Raw genomic sequence first — 18,195 nt, 5'->3', positions numbered from 1 at the left:
CTTGCCGGCACCGGTCCGGCCGGCGCCGCCGGTCCCCTGACCGGGCCGGCCACGTCCCTGGGCGGAACCGCCCTGCGGACGGCGCTCGGCATCGTCCGGACGGCGGCCGTCGCCGGGACGTTTTCCGCCGCGGGGGTTGTTCCGTCCGGAGCCGGAACGAGGCGGTTGTGTCATGGTGGATCCTTACCCGTGGAAACTACTGCAATGGTCTGCTGCTGCCGGAGGCCGGCAGCCTAGAGCGAAGCGTCGTCGTACTCGGACAGGTTTTCCAGTCCCGGCAGATGCGGGGCGATCTCCGGCAGTTCGCCGATGCTTCCTATCCCCAATCTTTCCAGAAAATAAGAGGTGGTCCGGTACAGGACGGCTCCGGTCTCCGGATCGGTGCCGGAATCCTCGATGAGGCCGCGCTGGGTGAGCGTGCGCACCACGGAATCAACATTGACCCCTCGGATCGCCGAAACCCGGGCCCGCGAGACCGGCTGCCGGTAGGCGATGACGGCCAGCGTCTCCAATGCGGCCTGGGTCAACCGGGCCGTCTGGCCTTCCAGCACGAAACGGGACACCAGCGGCGCGAAATCGCTGCGCGAGAAGATCCGCCAGCCGCCGGCGATGTGGCGCAACTCAAAGCCCCGCGGTTCCGCGGCGGGCCGCCCTTCGGAGGGGACTCCGCCGTCGTAATCGCGCTGCAGATCCAGCAGCAGCGCCTGGACGGTGCCCACCGGAAGAGCCAGCGCTGTGGCCAATTCCACATCGGTGGCCGGTTCGTCGATAACCATCAGGACCGCTTCCAACGCGGCCCGGGCACCGCCCGGCAACCGTTCCACATCGACCTCGGGCCCCGCCGTCTCCTCCTGCGGATCAGTCATCGCGTCCCTCCGTTGTGTCCGCGGCCGTGTCGGCGGCCGGGGCGTTGTCATATTCCTCGCTGAGGTTGGCGCCGGTCCATTCCGCGTCCGGCCCGGTCCAATGGACCGTCAGCTCGCCGAGCGGCGCAACCTGGTCGAAGGCGATGACGCCGTCGCGGAACATCTCCAACAGCGCCAGGAAGCGGGCAACCACCACCAGCGCGCCGTCCGCGTCGTCGGTGAGCGCCCGGAACGTCAGGGGCGGGCCCGCCTGCAGGCGCGCACCAAGGATCGCCGCCTGCTCCTTCACGCTGACCGGCGGCGCGTGCAGGTGCGAGAGCCCGACCTGGGTCGGCGCGGGCTCCTTGGGCTCCAGGGCTTTGGCCGCAAGGGCGGCAAAGTCCGCCAGGGGCGTGCGCCAGACAAGCTCGGGCAGCAGCGCGGCGAACTGCGGCTCCAGCGCGACCTGCCTCGGGAATCGTTCGGCCTCCCGGGCCAGGCGCTGGCCGAGCAGGGCCGCGATTTCCTTGAAGGCCTTGTACTGCAGCAGCCGGGCGAAGAGCAGGTCCCGGGCCTCGAGCAGGGCGATGTCCTCGTCGTCCTCCACCTCGCCGGTGGGCAGCAGCCGGGCGGCCTTGAGGTCCAGCAGGGTCGCCGCGATGACGAGGAACTCGCTGGCTTCGTCCAGGGCCTTGTCGTTGCCGTCGGCCTGGAGGCGGCGGATGTAGGAGATGAACTCGTCCGTGACGCGGGCAAGCGCCACTTCGGTGATGTCCAGTTCGTGCTTGGAAATCAGTCCCAGCAACAAATCAAAAGGTCCGCTGAAGTTGTCCAGCGTGACGGCGAAGCCTGCCGGCTTCCGGTCGCCCTCCTGGTCCGGGACGTCGGGCACGGTGTCCTGCCCTGCCGGGAGGCCGCCTGCCGGCACCGTCCCCGCCGGCGCCGGCGTCATCAGGGGGCGCCGCCGCGGGCGATGAGCTCCTTGGCCAGGTCGCGGTAGGCGGTCGCGCCGGCGTGGTTGCCCGCGTAGCTGGTGATCGGTTCCGCGGCGACGGTGGCGTCGGCGAACTTGATGGTGCGCTTGATCACGGTTTCGAAGACCTTGTCGCCGAAGGCTTCCAGCAGCCGGCCGATGACCTCGCGGCTGTGCAGGGTGCGGGCGTCGTACATGGTGGCCAACACGCCGTCGATCTGCAGGCGCGGGTTCAGCCGGTCTTGGACCTTCTCGATGGTCTCCACCAACAGCGCCACTGCGCGCAGCGCGAAGAACTCGCAGATAAGGGGAATGATCACGCCGTGGGCCGCCGTGAGCGCGTTGACGGTCAGCAGGCCCAGCGAGGGCTGGCAGTCAATCAGGATCACGTCGTAGTCGTCCTCGACCTTGCGCAGCGCGTGGGCCAGGACCTGTTCGCGCGCCACCTCGTTGACCAGCTGCACTTCCGCGGCCGAGAGGTCAATGTTGGCCGGCAGCAGGTCGATGTTTTCCACGTCCGTGGGCTGGATGGCCTCGCGGATGTCGGTCTTGCGGTCCATCAGCACGTTGTAGACGGTCAGGTCCAGCTCATGCGGATTGGTGCCAAGCCCGGCCGACAGGGCGCCCTGCGGGTCGAAGTCGACCAGCAGGACCTTGCGGCCGACCTCGGCCAAGGCGGCGCCGAGGTTGATGGTGGACGTGGTCTTGCCGACGCCGCCCTTTTGGTTGACCATTGCCACGATGCGCGCGGGGCCGTGGGACGTCAGGACGGGCGGTTCAGGGAACTCGGTCAGCGGCCGCCCGGTCGGGCCCAGGACATCCTCGTCCGCTTGCCGCAGAGTGGTTGTCGAACCTTGTTCGCTGCTCACGTATCTAACCCAGCTTCCATCGTTTCGCTGCCGTTCTTCTTCCTGACAAGGTTACAGTGACCGCCCCGTTATCGATCGACAGGCCGCTGATGATCGGCGAGCCTTTAGCTTCAAGTAGAGGTCTAAGGTTCATCCTTCGCCGTCGGGGAATAAGGGCACGGCCGACGGCGGCGAGGAAGTGGCATGTATACAGAAGCGAGCATTTTCCGCGATGTGTGCTGCTTTTCCCGCAGCTGTGTATACACTAGCGCCATGAAGCAGAACTTGCGTGCCGGCGAACGGGCGTACTGGACGCTGCGCGAGGACATTGTGGAATGGCGGTTGCCCCCGGGCACGGTCCTGGCCGAGGTTGAGCAGGCCGCCCGGCTGGGCATCTCCCGCACGCCGCTCCGCGAGGCGCTGGGCCGGCTGACCGCCGAAGGGCTGGCCACGCCCCACACCGGACGCGGCGTCGTCGTCGCCGACGTTTCACTGGAGAACGTCACCGAGCTCTTCGAACTGCGCACGGCACTGGAGTGCCAGGCGACGGCCTTGGCCGCCAGGCGCGGGGAACCGGCCGAATTCCGGCGGCTGCAGCAGGAATTCCTCGCGGCGGCCGAGGCCATGCGCGGCGCCGTTCCGGACCCGCAGGCCTACTACCGGCTGGTCGGCCGGCTGGACGCCGCGGTGGACCACGCCGCCGCCAACACCTACCTCCGCCAGGCGATGGCCAACCTGCGCGTCCACTTGGTGAGGATCCGGCGGCTAGCACGGGACAACCCGGCCCGCCTGCTGGCCTCGGCGGCCGAACACGCCAACATCGCCGGCGCCATCGCCGACGGCGACAGCCAGGTGGCGGCCGCCGCCACCCGCATCCATCTTCACCAGAGCCTGGAACACTTCAAGACCACCGATCCGAAACACCGGACCGACCTGCCAGCCGAGAGGACATTCTGAATGACCGTCAACCATCATGTGCGCGTCTACCGCAGCGAAGAGAACCTGCCCCGCGAGGACCAGCTCGCCTACAAAATCGCCCGCGTGGCCACCGACCCGGTGGAGGTTTCCGCCGACGTGGCCGAGATGGTGATCAACCGGATCATCGACAACGCTTCGGTGGCCATTGCGTCGCTGAACCGCTCCCCCATTGTCGCCGCGCGTGCGCAGGCGCTAAGCCACCCGGTCTCCGGCGGCGGGGCCGGTGCCGGGGTCTTCGGCATCGCTGGGAAGACCTCCCCGGAATGGGCGGCCTGGGCCAACGGCGTGGCAGTGCGCGAACTGGATTACCACGACACGTTCCTGGCCGCCGACTACTCGCACCCGGGCGACAACATCCCGCCCATCCTCGCGGTGGCCCAGCACGTGGGCGCGAATGGCCGCGACCTGCTCCGCGGCATCGCCACCGGCTACGAAATCCAGGTGGACCTGGTCAAGGCCATCTGCCTGCACAAGCACAAGATCGATCACGTGGCCCATTTGGGCCCGTCGGCCGCGGCGGGCATCGGCACGCTGCTGGGCCTGGATACGGAGACCATCTTCCAGGCCGTGGGCCAGGCGCTGCATACGACGACGGCGACGCGCCAGTCGCGCAAGGGCGAGATCTCCACCTGGAAGGCGCACGCACCGGCCTTCGCGGGCAAGATGGCGGTGGAGGCAGTGGACCGGGCGATGCGCGGCCAGACCTCACCCGTGCCGATCTACGAGGGCGAGGACGGCGTCATCGCCTGGCTGCTGGACGGGCCGGACGCCTCCTACGACGTGCCGCTGCCGGCCCCGGGCGAGTCCAAGCGCGCCATCCTGGACACCTACACCAAGGAACACTCCGCCGAGTACCAGGCCCAGGCCTGGATCGACCTGGCCCGCAAGCTGCACCGTGAGCATCCGGAAGCCACCGACGCGGAGAACGTGAAGTCCGTCCTGATCAGGACCAGCCACCACACGCACTACGTGATCGGCTCCGGCGCGAACGATCCGCAGAAGTACAGCCCCACGGCGTCCCGCGAGACGCTGGACCACTCGATCCCGTATATCTTCGCCGTGGCCCTGCAGGACGGTGCCTGGCACCACGTTGATTCGTACGCCCCCGAACGGGCGGCCCGGCCGGACACCGTGGCGCTGTGGCAGAAGGTCAGCACCGAGGAAGACCCGGAGTGGACCCGCCGCTACCATTCGCTGGACATCGCCGAGAAGGCGTTCGGCGGCTCGGTGGAGATCACCCTGGCCGACGGAACGGTCATCGCCGACGAGATCGCCGTGGCCGATGCCCACCCGCTGGGCGCCCGCCCGTTCGCCCGGGAGCAGTACGTGAACAAGCTGCGGACCCTGGCCAAGGGCATCGTCGACGATGCCGAAATCGACCGGTTCCTGGCCGCCGTCGAGCGGTTGCCCGAACTGGCCGCCGGCGAGCTGGACCAGCTGAACCTCCGGGCGGCCGACGGCGTCATCGACCTCTCCGCCGGGCCGAAGGGGCTGTTCTAAATGCTCTACTCCGCGACAACACCCGAGCAGAAGCGCCGCACGCTGCGCGAGGGGCTGGCCTCCGGGAAGCTGCAGCAGTTCCCCGGAGCGTTCAATCCCCTCTCGGCCCGGCTGATCCAGGAGAAGGGGTTCGACGGCGTGTACATCTCCGGCGCCGTGCTGGCCAACGACCTGGGGCTGCCGGACATCGGGCTGACCACGCTGACCGAGGTCGCCACCCGGGCCGGGCAGGTCGCGCGGATGACCGACCTGCCGGCCCTGGTGGACGCCGACACCGGCTTCGGCGAGCCGATGAACGTGGCCCGCACGGTGCAGGAACTGGAGAACGCCGGCCTGGCCGGCTGCCACATCGAGGACCAGTTCAACCCCAAGCGCTGCGGCCACCTGGACGGCAAAAACGTGGTGGACCTGGAGACCGCCAGCAAGCGGATCCGCGCCGCCGCCGACGCCCGCCGGGACCCCAACTTCCTGATCATGGCGCGCACCGACATTCGGGCCGTGGACGGCCTGGCCGCTGCCCAGGACCGTGCCCGCGCCCTGGTCGACGCCGGCGCGGACGCCATCTTCCCCGAAGCCATGAGGACCCTGGAAGAATTCGCCGCCATCCGCGAAGCCGTCGACGTGCCGGTGCTGGCCAACATGACCGAGTTCGGCAAGAGCGACCTGTTCACCGCGGACCAACTGTCCTCCGTGGGTGTGAACATGGTGATCTATCCGGTGACCCTGCTGCGCAGCGCGATGGGCGCGGCCGAACGGACCCTCGACGCCATCAAGGCCGACGGGACCCAGCAGGCACAGGTAGGCGACATGCTCACCCGTGCGCGTTTGTACGAATTGGTGGATTATGAGGCGTATAACCAATTCGACACCTCTGTATTCAATTTCCACGTGCCCGGCCGGCACTGACCACAAGACATAGGAGTCGCCATGAGCACCGATGCATCAACCGAAGCACCGCAGATCCGCAAGGGGCTGGCCGGCGTCGTCGTCGACACCACGAAGATTTCCAAGGTCAACGCGGAGACGAACTCGCTGCTGTACCGCGGCTACCCGGTCCAGGATCTGGCCGCGCACTGCAGCTTCGAAGAAGTGGCCTACCTGCTGTGGAACTCGGAGCTGCCGGACGGCGACCAGTTGCGGGAGTTCACCGCGGCCGAACGCGGCGGACGCGCGCTGGACCCGGTGGTGAAATCGGTCATCGATGCCCTGCCGGCCGAGGCCCACCCCATGGATGTCTGCCGGACCGCCGCCAGCGTGATCGGGGCCCGGCACCCGCTGGCCGGGGATTCCTCTCCGGCGGCGAACATGTCCAAGGCCGTGGAGCTGCTGGCGGCCTTCCCGGCGGTCGTCGCCTACGACCAGCGCCGGCGCCGCGGCCAGGACCTGGTGGAACCGCGCGCGGACCTGGGCTACGCGGCGAACTTCCTGTGGATGTCCTTCGGCGAAGAGGCCGCGCCGGAAGTCGTGGACGCCTTCAACGTCTCGATGATCCTGTACGCGGAGCACTCGTTCAACGCCTCCACCTTCGCGGCGCGGGTGATCACCTCCACGCTCTCCGACCTGCACTCGGCCGTGACCGGTGCGATCGGCGCCCTGAAGGGCCCGCTGCACGGCGGAGCCAATGAGGCGGTCATGCACACCTTCGAGCAGATCGGGATCCGCCCTGACGAGCCCCGCGAGGAAGCCGCCGCACGCGCCCGGACCTGGATGGAACAGGCGCTGGCCCGGAAGCAGAAGGTGATGGGCTTCGGCCACCGGGTCTACAAGCACGGCGACTCCCGGGTGCCGACCATGAAGGCCGCGCTGGACAAGATGATCGAACACTATGGGCGGCCCGAAATACTCGGCCTCTATGATGGCCTGGAGCACGCGATGGCCGAGGCGAAGGACATCAAGCCGAACCTGGATTACCCCGCCGGCCCCACCTACCACCTGATGGGGTTCGACACCGAGATGTTCACCCCGCTGTTCGTGGCCAGCCGCATCACCGGCTGGACCGCGCACATCATGGAGCAGTTGGAGTCGAACTCGCTGATCCGGCCGCTCAGCGAATACAACGGGCCCGCCCAGCGGGAGCTGGGCCGCTAAAGCTGCCAGGCCACGCGGTGGCCGGTGTCGAGATTTTCGACGCCGGCCACCGTTTCGTTATCCGGCTGCATCAGCACCCGCAGCCGCGGCCGCTGCCCCGACAACGCCAGCGGCAGCCAGTGGCCGGCGTCCTGCCACATCTGCGCCAGCGGCAGCCGGTCCACCCGGTACCAAGCCGGCGCGATTTCCGCGGACTCTACCGGGACGCCTTCCCACCGCCGGGCCACGAAGAGCGCGGTGTCCATGTTCCACGCGGGAAGGGCCGGAAAATCGAAGAAGATCCGTCCGGCCTGCTCCAGCGCCTCCGGCCCCACGCGGACTCCGGTCTCTTCCTGCATCTCACGGCAGGCCGCGTCGTCGTCGCCCTCCCCCGGCTCCACTTTGCCGCCGACCCCCACGACCTTCCCGGTGCCGAACCCGGTCTTCTTCCGGCCGAGCAGCACGTAACGGCGCCCGGCTTCCTCCCGGAGCAGGAAACACAGGGCAACGGCGACAGTCATGGCAGCGAGTCTAGCCCGGCGCGACGGCGCCGACGGTGCGTTCCGGTGCAACCGGCCGGTGCCCGAGAGAGACGCCAGCGGGCCCGGGCGCGCGCGGAGCCGCCTTAGCTCCGGGCCCCCGGGAGACGCGTCAGCCCCGGGCCCGCGGATGCGCCGCCGCGTAAACTTCGCGGAGGGTATCGGCGGTGACCAGGGTGTAGATCTGCGTCGTGGTGACGGACGCGTGGCCCAGCAGCTCCTGCACCACCCGGACGTCCGCGCCGCCCTCCAGCAGGTGGGTGGCGAAGGAGTGCCGCAGGGTGTGCGGGGACACGGGCTGGGTGATCCCGGCCTTCTCCGCGGCGGTCTTCAAAATAGTCCAGGCGCTTTGGCGGCTCAGCCGGCCGCCGCGGGCGTTCAGGAACAAGGCCGGTGTGCCGTGCCCCTTCGCGGCCAGAGCCGGACGTCCACGGACCAGGTACGCGTCCGCCGCCTGCGCGGCGAAGGAGCCCAGCGGCACCAGCCGCTCCTTGGATCCCTTGCCGAACAGACGGACGACGGCGGGGCCGTCGCTCTGCGGTTCGACGCTGACATCATCGACGTCCAGGCCGACGGCTTCACTGATCCGGGCGCCGGTCGCGTACAGGAACTCCAAAAGCGCCCGGTCGCGCAGGCCGGTGGGGGTGTCTGCCCCCGCAGACTCCAGGATTGCCGTCACAGCGGCGACGGAAATCGCCTTCGGCAGGCGTTTGCCGGGCATCGGCGGATGCACGTCAGTAGCGGGGTCGGTCTCAGTAACCCCTTCGAGCGTCCAGAACTTATGCAGCCCCCGAACGGCCACGATGGTACGCGCCGCGGACCTGACGCTCAGGGCGGCGGCGCCGTCGGACCCCTCGGTGATGGCCTGGGCGAAGGCCGTGACATCGTGCCGGGTCACCGCGGCCGGCTCAACGACCGCGCGCGCCTGCAGGAACCGCAGGTAGCGGCCCAGGTCCCTGCGGTAGGCCGCCACGGTGTTGGCGGCCAGCCCGCGTTCCACCGCCATGTGCTGCAGGTAGTCGCCCGCGGCGCGGCCCAGCGGCGTCGCGGTGAATTCGTCTCCTTTGGCGGACGGGGCCTGCACGGGCGCGATGGCGGATCAGTCCCGGCCGGTTCCGGCGGCACCGTCCGGGCGCTGGCTGGGATGCTCCGGCCACGGCGCGTCGGCCGGGCGCAGGTCCTCGAAGCCGGTGGCGGCAGCGCGTGCGGCGGCAAGCACCCCGGTCACGGCCGACGGATTGTGCAGCCGTCCGGCCATGACCGCGTCCACCGCATCGTCCAGATCTACCCAGAGGTGCTCGATTTCGGCTTCCTCGTCAGTGCGCTGGTGCCGCTGCGCCTCCGGCACCTCGGAGAGGTCGCGGGCCAGGTAGATCCGGATCGCCTCACTGGAAGAGCCGGGCGAATTGAAAAAATCCACCAGCACGTTCCAGCGCCCGGCCATCAGGTCGGCTTCCTCGGCCAGTTCCCGCACCGCGGCATCGACGAAGTCCTCGCCGTCCACGTCCAGCAGGCCCGCCGGGATTTCCCACAGCGACATCCTGGTGGGCTGCCGGTACTGCCTCAGCAGCAGGACCCGTCCCTCCGTGTCCATCGCCAGGATGGCCACCGCGCCCGGATGTGCGATGTAGTCGCGCACCAACGTCTCGCCCGTGTCCGGGCCCAGCGTGAAGGTGTCGCTGACCACGTCCCAAATGCGTCCGCGGTAAACGGTTCGGCTGTCGACCAGCGGACGCGGGTCGGGGATGTCGGCAAAGGCCGCGGAGTGCGCCGACACTCAGGCTCCGGACTTTGCCGTGGCCTTGGGCTTGCCGTGCTCCAGTGCGGCGGCGACGAGGCCGGCGAACAGCGGGTGCGGCCGTGTGGGGCGCGAACTGAGTTCCGGATGCGCCTGGGTGGAGACGTAGTACGGGTGCACGTCGCGGGGCAGTTCCACGAACTCCACCAGCTTGCCGTCCGGGGAGGTGCCGGAGAAGACCAGGCCCGCCGCGGCCAGCTGGTCGCGGTATTCGTTGTTGACCTCGTAACGGTGGCGGTGACGTTCGCTGACCTTGGTGCTGCCGTAGGTCTCCGCGACGACGGAGCCGGACTGCAGGGCTGCCTCGTACAGGCCAAGGCGCATGGTGCCGCCCAGATCACCCTTGCCGTCGACGATGTCCAGCTGCTCGGCCATGGTGGCGATCACCGGGTGCTTGGTGTCCGGATCAAACTCGGTGGACGAAGCGTCTTCCAGTCCCACGATGTTGCGGGCGTACTCCATGACCATCGACTGCAGGCCGAGGCACAGGCCAAGGGTGGGCAGCTTGTGTTCGCGGGCGAACCTGAGTGCGCCGAGTTTGCCCTCCAGTCCGCGGATGCCGAAGCCGCCGGGCACGCAGATGGCGTGCACGCCGTGGAGGGCGGCGGCTGCGCCTTCTTCGGTGGCGCAGTCGTCGGAGGGAACCCAACGGATCTTTACCTTGGTCTGGTTGGCGAAGCCGCCGGCGCGGAGCGCTTCGGTCACCGACAGGTAGGCGTCGGGCAGGTCGATGTATTTGCCGACCAGCGCCACCTCGACGTGGTGCTTCGGGTTGTGGACCGCCGACAGCAGCCGGTCCCACTTGGTCCAATTGACATCCTTGAACTTCAGGTCAAGGTGCTGCACGATGTACGCGTCCAGGTTCTGCGAGTGCAGGGTCTTGGGGATGTCGTAGATGCTCGGCGCATCCGGGCAGCCAATCACTGCGTCGATGTCCACGTCGCACATGCGGCCGATCTTCTCCCGCATCGCCGCAGGGACTTCCCGGTCGGACCGGATCACGATGGCGTCCGGCTGGATGCCGATGGAGCGAAGCGCGGCGACGGAATGCTGTGTCGGTTTGGTCTTCAGCTCATGCGACGGGCCAATGTACGGCACGAGCGACACATGCAGGAAGAACACGTTGTTGCGCCCGACATCCTGCCGGACCTGGCGGGCGGATTCGAGGAACGGCTGCGATTCGATATCGCCGACGGTGCCGCCGATCTCGGTGATGATCACGTCCGGAACCTTCTTGCCCGCGACAGGCTCGGCGGGCAGGCGCATGCGGCGCTTGATCTCGTCGGTGATGTGCGGGATGACCTGAACTGTGTCGCCGAGGTATTCGCCGCGGCGTTCCTTCGCGATCACGGTGGAGTACACCTGGCCGGTGGTCACGTTTGCCGACCCGTCCAGATTCTCGTCCAGGAACCGCTCGTAGTGTCCGATATCCAGATCGGTCTCCGCGCCGTCGTCCGTGACGAAGACTTCACCGTGCTGGAAGGGATTCATCGTGCCCGGATCCACGTTCAGGTAGGGATCGAGCTTTTGCATCGTCACGGAGAGGCCGCGGGCACGGAGCAGGTGGCCGAGGCTTGAAGCCGTCAGTCCCTTCCCGAGCGAGGACGCCACGCCGCCGGTGACAAAGATATGTTTGGTCGTCTTGGACGACTTGGAAAACCGGGAATTAGTTCGCTGCACCACGGAATTCGAGCCTATCACCTTTCTGGACGCCCTCGGATCTCAAGGCCGTTCCGACCGCTGCCGGGTGTGCGAACACACACCCGCCGGTCAACTGCTCCCCCGCCGGCGGCGGGGCTGGTCGTGCCTGTAGCCGATGCTACAGCGCCCTCGCTCCGTCGATGAGTTCCTGGGCGTGGGCGCGGGCGGAATGGGATTCTTCCTGGCCGGCGAGCATGCGGGCCAGTTCGGTCACCCGCTCTTCGTCGTCGAGCAACCGGACGTCACTGGCGGTCATCCCGCCGTCGTCCCCGCCGGCCGTCTTGATCACCCGGATGTGCTGGTCCGCGAAGGCCGCCACCTGCGGCAGGTGGGTCACCACTATGACCTGCACGTAGCGGCCCAGCATGGCCAGGCGGCGGCCGATCTCGACGGCCGCCTTGCCGCCGACGCCGGCATCCACCTCGTCGAAGACGAAGGTGGGCACGGGATCGACTTCCGCCAGCACCACTTCGATGGCAAGCATCACACGGGACAGTTCACCGCCGGAGGCACCCTTGCCCAGCGGACGCGGCGGGGCACCCCGGTGCGGCTTGAGCAAGAACGTGATGACGTCGGCGCCGTGCACCGTCAGGGCGGGCGCCGGTTCGATATCGATCAGCAGTTCGGCCTCGGCCATGGCCAGCGCCGACAGTTCTGCGCCGACCCGGCGCCCGAGTTCGGTTGCGGCTTCACGCCGCAGCGCCGTCACCGCGGCTGACTGGATGGCCAGGGCGGAGTCCAGTTCGGCGATTTCCGCCTCCAACCGCTCGATCCGGCTGGAGTCGTCGGTCAGGTCTTCCAAGCGGGTGCGGGCCTGAACGGCCCACTCGAGCACTTCGTCGATGTTCGGCGCGTATTTGCGCACGAGCCGTGCCAGGTCGGCCCGGCGCGCTTCGACCTCCTCCAGCCGGCCCGGCCCCTCGCTGTCCAGCGATGCGCCGTAGCTCGCCAGCTCCGCGGCGACGTCGGCGAGGATGATGCCGACCTCGGCGAGCCGGGCCGCGGCGCGGCCCAATTCGGCGTCTTCGTCCTGGACCTGCTCCAACGACCGTTTCGCCGCGTCGACCAGGGCCGTCGCGTCCGGGGAGTCGGTGTACTCCTCGGCCACGAGCGCCTGGTGCGCCAAGGTGGCAGCAGCGCGCAGTTCCTCGACGTTGGCCAGCTTCACGGCCTCGGCCTTCAAGGCGTCGTCTTCACCGGGCTGGGGGTCCAGCCCGTCGATTTCCTCCAGGGCCTGCTGCAGCGCCTCGGCTTCGCGCAGGCGTTCGCGGGCCTCGGTCCGCAGGGTCTCCAGTTCGGTGCTGGCTTCCCTCCAACGGGCGAATGACGCTGCATAACCGGACAGCGCCGTGGTGAGGGCTTCACCGGCAAACTTGTCCAGCGCTTCCCGCTGCGCCTGCTGGCTCTTGAGCCGCAGCTGGTCTGTTTGGCCGTGGACCGCCACCAGGTGGCCGCCGATCTCGGCCAGCGTTCCCACCGGCGCTCCCCGGCCGCCGACGTGCGCGCGGCTGCGGCCATCGGCGTTCACCGTCCGGGCCAGCATCAGTTCAGCTCCGCCGTCGAACTCGTCGATGTCAGCGCCCGCCTCACCCGCGCGGGCCAGGGCAGGACTTCCCGCGGCAAGCCGAACCACGGCCTCGGTCACTGCGTTGCGTGCCCCGGTCCGCACCGCCCCGGCGTCCGCGCGGGCACCCAGCAGCAGGCCGAGCGCGGTGACCACCATGGTCTTGCCCGCACCCGTCTCGCCCGTCACCACCGACAGGCCGGGCCCCAGCGGAAGCGTAGCCTCGGTGATCACACCGAGGTTGCGGATCCGGATTTCTTCGATCACTTCGGCGCCTCCTGGCTTGGCTGGGCGTATCGTGGTTCCACTGTCCGCACGGTAGGCAGGGACGAAGTCGGCGGCTGTTCTTCCGAGGGGCTGACGGGCCCGCGCCATCCCGACGTCGGCAGTTCGAATTTGCGGACCAAACGCTCCGAGAACGGCGTCCTCCTGGTCCGGGCCAGCCGCACGGGTTTGTTGGAGCGCGTCACTTCGATCCGGGAACCGGGCGGCAGCTCCAGGCTTCGGCGGCCGTCGCACCAGAGTACGCCGTTGGCATCGCTGCGGCTGAGCACTTCCACCGCCATGATCGAATCCGGGGCAACCACCAGCGGTTTGGCGAACAGCGCGTGGGCGCTGATCGGGGTCATCAGCAGGGCTTCCACCTGGGGCCAAACCACCGGGCCGCCCGCGGAGAAGGCGTAGGCAGTGGACCCCGTGGGGGTGGCCATGACCACGCCGTCGCAGCCGAACGAGCTGATGGGCAGGGCGTCGACCTCGACCACTACTTCCAGCATCCGCTGCCGGTCGCCTTTTTCCACCGCCGCCTCGTTCAGCGCCCAGGTATGGCCGATCTTGCGCTTGTCCAGCCACACCTGGACGTCAATGGTGAGGCGCTCCTCAACCGTGTATTCGCGGTTTACCACCCAGTGAACCGTCTGGGCCAGATCCGCCCGCTCGCTCTCGGCCAAAAAGCCGACGTGTCCGAGGTTAACACCCAGCAGCGGGACGTCCGATTCCCGGACCAGTTCGGCCGAGCGCAGGATGGTACCGTCGCCGCCGAGGACCATGCCCAGATCAACGCCGTCCAGGCCGATGTCCTCGTCCAGTATTTCGGTGGGAACGGCCAGCTCGCCGTAGGTCTCCTGGAGGTGTCCGACCTCTTCCCGTCGCATGACCGGCACCAGGCCGGACGAGTGGAGTTGGGCGCAGGTTTCCTGGGCGGCCGCCAGGGCGTCTGCGCGCCCGGTGTGCGCGAGCACCAATATCCGCCGGCTCATCGCTCCACTCCCGGTTCCTGCCCTCTCGGTTCATCCAACTGGTCCGGCCTCGCTTCCCGCTCCCGCGGGAAACCGGCCATGGCCGCGTCCACTGCCTCCTGCAGCACACTACCCGTTCTGCGCTCAGTGGCCCCCGGGGGAACACTTATCCACAGGAAATATTCGACGTTCCCGTCCTGGCCGGGAAGCGGGCTGGCCGCCAATCCGCGTATGTCCAGCCCCCGTTCCAACGCTGCGGCGACAACGTTGCGAACCGCCCGGTACCGTTCCGTGTCGGAACTGACGACGCCGCTGCGCGCCAGCCGCTCGCGGCCAACCTCGAACTGCGGCTTGACCATCAGCAGCAGATTCCCGGCCGGACGGGTCGCATCGGCCAACGGTCCTATGACCAGGGTGAGGGAGATGAACGACAGATCCGCGACGGTCAGGTCCACCGGGCCGCCGATCGCTGCCGGGTCGAGATACCGGACGTTCAGGCCTTCGAATACCCGGACCCTGCTGTCCGTACGAATCGCGTCGACGAGCTGGCCGTGTCCGACGTCCACGGCGACGACCTCCTGCGCGCCGGCACGCAGCAGTACATCGGTGAAGCCGCCGGTAGAAGCTCCGGCATCGAGGCAGCGCAGGCCCGCCGGATCGACTGCGGGGAAGGCCGCCAGTGCACCGGCAAGTTTGTGTCCGGCCCTGCTGACGTAGTCGGGGCCTCCGTCTGCGGCCACGGCCAGCTGGTCGTCCGGGCCGACGGCGGCCGCCGCCTTGGTCAGTACAGTTCCGGCACGACTGACCCGCCCGGCCGCTATGAGCTTGGCTGCGTGGGTACGGGACCGTGCCAATCCGCGGGATACGAGCTCCTGGTCCAGTCTGGGCATAGGGCTCAATCAGCCTCGGTCTCCAGCTCGGCCAACAAATCGTCGTGGATCTGCTGGTACACGTGTTGGTGCCCGCGTACGGGAAGGTCCGGAATCCCGGCCAGGCCGGAGATGATCGCGTCGACCGGCTCGTCGGCCGTGGAGTCACCGGGGGCCGGCCACTGCGGCTGCACCCGGCCGCCGCTCTCCCCTGATTCTGGCAGGTCCAAGCTATCCTCCCTCGCGTCGGCGGCTGTACCCAACCGCATGAGCCAGTCTAATATCGGCCTTCAATCGGCAAGGTCAGGCGCGGCCGCGGACGCCTGGTGCGGATGGGCATCCCACCAAGCCGCGCAGGCAGCGCGCCAGGTGTCCACATCCTCCCGGCTGCCGGAGACATTCAGCTTCCCGTTTTCGACGGCGGCCACCGCAGCACCGCAGCGGAACCCCGAGCCGTCAGGGGTAACGGCAGGATAGGGCCGGTACAGTTCGGCCAGGCTGCCCAGCAGATACCGTGGCCGTTCGGCCGTGCGCGCGGCGAGGATCGTTTCGACCCCGTCGATGCCGGTCAAGACGACTGCCGTGTCCATGCCCGCGTTGTTGCCGCCGAGGATGTCGGTATCGAGCCGGTCCCCCACCACCAGCGGGCGGCGAGCTCCCAACGCCGCAGCCGCCGTCGTAAAAATGCCCGCTTCCGGCTTTCCTGCAACCAGGGGCACCGCGCCGGTGGCTGCCTGTACGGCCGCCACCAACGAACCGTTTCCGGGGGCGATGCCACGCTCTCGGGGAATGGTCAGGTCCGTGTTGGTGGCGATCCAGAAGGCGCCCGCGGCAACGGCGAACGATGCCTCCGCCAAGTCCTTCCAGCCCAGCTCCGGGTCAAACCCCTGGATCACGGCGACCGGGGCATCGAGGGCGGAACGGACCGGCACGAAGCCTTGGGCGGCTGTTTCGTCCGCCAGGGTTTGGCTTCCCGTGACCAGGACCTTTGAGCCCGCCGGAACATGCCGGGCAAGCATCAGCGCACCGGCCCGCGCCGACCCGAAGACCTGGTCGGCGGTGGCCGGCGCACCGAGCTCGCGCAAATGAGCGGCCACCTGCGCCGCTGACCGCGACGCATTGTTGGTGATGTAGCCCAGCGCCGTCCGGGTCTCCGCGAGGCCCCTCAATGCCTCTACGGCTCCGGGGATAGCCTGGTGCCCGGCGTACACGACGCCGTCCAGATCGGACAGCACGGCGTCGTAGCCGGAGATCAGCGGCTTACCCGTCATCGTCCCTGCTGGCCTGGGCGGACGCGGTGCCGGGAGCGCCGGCGTCTTCGACGTCCGTCGCAGCTGGAGCAGCCGCTTCATGGGAGCCGGTCGGAGAACCAGCCGCAGGCTCACTTTCGCCGTCGTCCGGCGCTGACTCTTCAGATTCGGCCGGGCCGGCCGTGTCGGCCTCGTTGATGAAACCCCGCACATCGGTAACGGGGCCAGCTTCGCGGCGGCCGTCATCCGGTTCCATCTCATCGCCGACCAGGTCGACAATCTCGGGCTCGGCAAAATCTCCCACGCCCAGGGCGTTTTCGGCCACCATCGCCTGGCGCCTCCATTGCTGTGCTTCCTCACCACGGTTAGCGGCATCCAAGGCGTCCGCATACGCCCGGAACAGCCGCGGGCTGTAGGAGAAGGCCCTGTTTCGGTCCAGTTGCGGAATCTCCAAGGCCGCAACCGCCGCGTCGTACTGCTCCAGGTCGGAACGGGCGCCGGAGGCCACAATCGCCAGTTCCACCTTGCCCGCCGTATCCAGTGTTGCGGCGTCTTCTGACCGCGTCAGCTCCAGCGCCCTGTCCGGCCGCCCGAGGCCACGTTCGCAGTCGGCCATGATCGGCAGGTGCTCATTGGAGCCGCTGATGCGACGGAAGGTGCGGAACTCCCTGAGGGCTTCACCGTAGTGACCGGCCGCGTATGCGGTCAGGCCGACGGCCTCTCGCACCGGAGCCATGCGCCCACCCCTGCGGCTGGCCGCCAGGGCGTGCTGGAAGGCAAGTTCCGGTTCCTCGTCCAGCAGTCGCCCGGCCATCACCAGGTGCTTGGCAACCCACTCAGCGTTCTTGGACTCCAAGGTCCGCAGCTGCGCGCGCGTGACGCGGTCCAGCTCGGCACCCGTGACGTCGGGGTCAATCTCCGGTGAACGCGGGCGGTCGACCCGGTTGGAACTGCGCAGGTCTCCGGCATTGTGATCAGGTGCTCCGCCGGCGCGCTCGAACGACCTGCCACCGCCGTCGTGGCGGGAACGGTCACCGCGGTCCTGGCGGGGGCGGTCACCGAAGTCCCGACGCTCACCACGATCCTGACGCGGCCGATCATCGCGCGAACGGAAACCACCGGCACCACCAGACGCGCTGCCACGATCCTGACGCGGCCTGTCATCGCGCGAACGGAAACCACCCGCACCACCAGACGCGCTGCCACGATCCTGACGAGGACGATCACCAAAGTCCCGACGCTCACCACGATCCTGACGCGGCCGATCACCAAAGTCCCGACGCTCACGATCTTGGCGGGGACGATCATCGCGCGAACGGAAACCGCCGCCGGACGAGCTGCCGCCACGGTCCTGACGAGGACGATCACCAAAGTCCCGACGCTCACCACGATCCTGACGCGGCCGATCCTCGCGCGAACGGAAACCACCCGCACCACCAGACGCGCTGCCACGATCCTGACGCGGCCGATCACCGAAGTCCCGACGCTCACCACGATCCTGACGCGGCCGATCACCAAAGTCCCGACGCTCACCACGATCCTGACCCGGCCGATCATCCCGCGAACGGAAACCACCCGCGCCACCGGAACCGCCGCTGCGTCGGTCCTGCTTGTCGGGGCGCTTTCTATCGCCGCCCTCGGTGGAGCGCTCGGCTCCCGACCGGTTGCCAAAGTTGCCTCTGCCTGCACCCCTGTCGTCTCGTCCTTCACGACCCCGGAAATCAGCCATGCCGGAACTCCTCTCAGTGCGGGCCAAGGTCGAACCAGCCAACCACAGCCATCAAAAATCTCTATGAAATGCGTGTCTTGTTGTGGGCGCAATCATCTGTGGCGCGCCCGTACCATCGATCCATTCTAGTCCAGCGGACTGTTCTGCCAGTTGCAGACAACCGCCGTCGGACTGTGACTCCACTAACGAACCGGCATCCTGGTTAAACGCGGGAAGGCCCCGCCATCGTTGGCGGGGCCTTCCCGTGTTCAAAGAATGTCCGGCGGCGACCTACTCTCCCACACCCTCCCGAGTGC

General features: G+C 68.3%; 18 protein-coding genes. 5 read left to right on the top strand and 13 right to left on the bottom strand.

What is annotated here, in order from left to right:
* Positions 1–233: 233 nt before the first annotated feature.
* From scpB to AC5RUH_RS15050, 3 genes are read right to left on the bottom strand one after another with little or no spacing between them, the layout of a single operon-like run.
* Positions 234–866, bottom strand: a complete 633-nt coding sequence (gene scpB, locus AC5RUH_RS15060; RefSeq protein WP_493999439.1) for an SMC-Scp complex subunit ScpB — start codon at positions 864–866, stop codon at positions 234–236.
* Positions 859–1,797 carry a segregation and condensation protein A gene (locus AC5RUH_RS15055; RefSeq protein WP_494128978.1) on the bottom strand — a complete coding sequence of 313 codons (939 nt, stop codon included), beginning with the start codon at positions 1,795–1,797 and terminating at the stop codon, positions 859–861. Before AC5RUH_RS15055 ends, scpB begins: the two co-directional genes overlap by 8 nt.
* Positions 1,797–2,687 carry a ParA family protein gene (locus tag AC5RUH_RS15050; RefSeq protein WP_493999437.1) on the bottom strand — a complete coding sequence of 297 codons (891 nt, stop codon included), beginning with the start codon at positions 2,685–2,687 and terminating at the stop codon, positions 1,797–1,799. The genes AC5RUH_RS15055 and AC5RUH_RS15050 overlap by 1 nt, the downstream gene beginning before the upstream one ends.
* A gap of 264 nt (positions 2,688–2,951) precedes the next feature.
* Here AC5RUH_RS15050 and AC5RUH_RS15045 point away from each other — a divergent pair, with 264 nt between their 5' ends.
* From AC5RUH_RS15045 to AC5RUH_RS15030, 4 genes are read left to right on the top strand one after another with little or no spacing between them, the layout of a single operon-like run.
* Positions 2,952–3,623, top strand: coding sequence for a GntR family transcriptional regulator (locus tag AC5RUH_RS15045; protein WP_494001237.1), 672 nt, complete (start codon positions 2,952–2,954; stop codon positions 3,621–3,623).
* Positions 3,624–5,144, top strand: coding sequence for an MmgE/PrpD family protein (locus AC5RUH_RS15040; RefSeq protein ID WP_494128977.1), 1,521 nt, complete (start codon positions 3,624–3,626; stop codon positions 5,142–5,144). It abuts the gene before it with no gap.
* The gene (prpB, locus tag AC5RUH_RS15035; RefSeq protein WP_494128976.1) at positions 5,145–6,050 is read left to right on the top strand and encodes a methylisocitrate lyase; all 906 of its coding nucleotides are present in this window, start codon (positions 5,145–5,147) and stop codon (positions 6,048–6,050) included.
* A 21-nt stretch (positions 6,051–6,071) separates the two neighbouring features.
* Positions 6,072–7,232 carry a bifunctional 2-methylcitrate synthase/citrate synthase gene (locus tag AC5RUH_RS15030; RefSeq protein WP_494013790.1) on the top strand — a complete coding sequence of 387 codons (1,161 nt, stop codon included), beginning with the start codon at positions 6,072–6,074 and terminating at the stop codon, positions 7,230–7,232.
* On the opposite strand, the gene AC5RUH_RS15025 is transcribed toward AC5RUH_RS15030, so the two are convergent.
* The 10 genes from AC5RUH_RS15025 to AC5RUH_RS14980 all read right to left on the bottom strand — a co-directional run bounded on the left by AC5RUH_RS15025 (position 7,229) and on the right by AC5RUH_RS14980 (position 17,026).
* The gene (locus AC5RUH_RS15025; RefSeq protein WP_494128975.1) at positions 7,229–7,732 is read right to left on the bottom strand and encodes an 8-oxo-dGTP diphosphatase; all 504 of its coding nucleotides are present in this window, start codon (positions 7,730–7,732) and stop codon (positions 7,229–7,231) included. The two genes, AC5RUH_RS15030 and AC5RUH_RS15025, sit on opposite strands and share 4 nt — an antisense overlap.
* Positions 7,733–7,862: 130 nt before the next feature.
* Positions 7,863–8,834 carry a site-specific tyrosine recombinase XerD gene (gene xerD, locus AC5RUH_RS15020; protein ID WP_494128974.1) on the bottom strand — a complete coding sequence of 324 codons (972 nt, stop codon included), beginning with the start codon at positions 8,832–8,834 and terminating at the stop codon, positions 7,863–7,865.
* A 15-nt stretch (positions 8,835–8,849) separates the two neighbouring features.
* Positions 8,850–9,527 carry an NUDIX domain-containing protein gene (locus AC5RUH_RS15015; RefSeq protein WP_494023267.1) on the bottom strand — a complete coding sequence of 226 codons (678 nt, stop codon included), beginning with the start codon at positions 9,525–9,527 and terminating at the stop codon, positions 8,850–8,852.
* Entirely contained in the window at positions 9,528–11,249 is a 1,722-nt protein-coding gene (gene pyrG / locus AC5RUH_RS15010) for a CTP synthase (RefSeq protein WP_494128973.1), read from the bottom strand.
* 118 nt (positions 11,250–11,367) lie between these two features.
* Entirely contained in the window at positions 11,368–13,080 is a 1,713-nt protein-coding gene (gene recN, locus AC5RUH_RS15005; RefSeq protein ID WP_494128972.1) for a DNA repair protein RecN, read from the bottom strand.
* Positions 13,077–14,072 (bottom strand): NAD kinase, encoded by a 996-nt coding sequence (locus AC5RUH_RS15000; RefSeq protein WP_493999429.1) that lies wholly within the window; start codon positions 14,070–14,072, stop codon positions 13,077–13,079. The genes recN and AC5RUH_RS15000 overlap by 4 nt, the downstream gene beginning before the upstream one ends.
* Positions 14,069–14,941: a TlyA family RNA methyltransferase gene (locus tag AC5RUH_RS14995; RefSeq protein ID WP_493999428.1), complete on the bottom strand. Its 873-nt coding sequence runs from the start codon at positions 14,939–14,941 to the stop codon at positions 14,069–14,071. Before AC5RUH_RS14995 ends, AC5RUH_RS15000 begins: the two co-directional genes overlap by 4 nt.
* A 5-nt stretch (positions 14,942–14,946) precedes the next feature.
* Positions 14,947–15,150 (bottom strand): hypothetical protein, encoded by a 204-nt coding sequence (locus AC5RUH_RS14990; protein ID WP_494128971.1) that lies wholly within the window; start codon positions 15,148–15,150, stop codon positions 14,947–14,949.
* A 60-nt stretch (positions 15,151–15,210) separates the two neighbouring features.
* Entirely contained in the window at positions 15,211–16,191 is a 981-nt protein-coding gene (locus AC5RUH_RS14985; protein WP_494128970.1) for an HAD-IIA family hydrolase, read from the bottom strand.
* Complete coding sequence (locus tag AC5RUH_RS14980) at positions 16,181–17,026, bottom strand: hypothetical protein (RefSeq protein WP_494128969.1); 846 nt, start codon at positions 17,024–17,026, stop codon at positions 16,181–16,183. The genes AC5RUH_RS14985 and AC5RUH_RS14980 overlap by 11 nt, the downstream gene beginning before the upstream one ends.
* A gap of 162 nt (positions 17,027–17,188) precedes the next feature.
* On the opposite strand from AC5RUH_RS14980, the gene AC5RUH_RS14975 reads away from it, so the two are divergent.
* The gene (locus AC5RUH_RS14975; RefSeq protein WP_494128968.1) at positions 17,189–18,028 is read left to right on the top strand and encodes a hypothetical protein; all 840 of its coding nucleotides are present in this window, start codon (positions 17,189–17,191) and stop codon (positions 18,026–18,028) included.
* Positions 18,029–18,195 lie beyond the last annotated feature (167 nt).

The sequence above is a fragment of the Arthrobacter sp. Y3223166 genome, from assembly GCF_059090935.1.
This window is presented reverse-complemented; position numbering and strand designations above follow the sequence as displayed.

What these genes read in the sequence shown, in the direction of transcription:
- scpB (WP_493999439.1), bottom strand. Translation starts at nt 866, where the DNA reads ATGACTGATCCGCAGGAGGAGACGGCGGGGCCCGAGGTCGATGTGGAA.
- AC5RUH_RS15055 (WP_494128978.1), bottom strand. Translation starts at nt 1,797, where the DNA reads ATGACGCCGGCGCCGGCGGGGACGGTGCCGGCAGGCGGCCTCCCGGCA.
- AC5RUH_RS15040 (WP_494128977.1), top strand. Translation starts at nt 3,624, where the DNA reads ATGACCGTCAACCATCATGTGCGCGTCTACCGCAGCGAAGAGAACCTG.
- prpB (WP_494128976.1), top strand. Translation starts at nt 5,145, where the DNA reads ATGCTCTACTCCGCGACAACACCCGAGCAGAAGCGCCGCACGCTGCGC.
- AC5RUH_RS15030 (WP_494013790.1), top strand. Translation starts at nt 6,072, where the DNA reads ATGAGCACCGATGCATCAACCGAAGCACCGCAGATCCGCAAGGGGCTG.
- AC5RUH_RS15025 (WP_494128975.1), bottom strand. Translation starts at nt 7,732, where the DNA reads ATGACTGTCGCCGTTGCCCTGTGTTTCCTGCTCCGGGAGGAAGCCGGG.
- AC5RUH_RS15000 (WP_493999429.1), bottom strand. Translation starts at nt 14,072, where the DNA reads ATGAGCCGGCGGATATTGGTGCTCGCGCACACCGGGCGCGCAGACGCC.
- AC5RUH_RS14995 (WP_493999428.1), bottom strand. Translation starts at nt 14,941, where the DNA reads ATGCCCAGACTGGACCAGGAGCTCGTATCCCGCGGATTGGCACGGTCC.
- AC5RUH_RS14985 (WP_494128970.1), bottom strand. Translation starts at nt 16,191, where the DNA reads ATGACGGGTAAGCCGCTGATCTCCGGCTACGACGCCGTGCTGTCCGAT.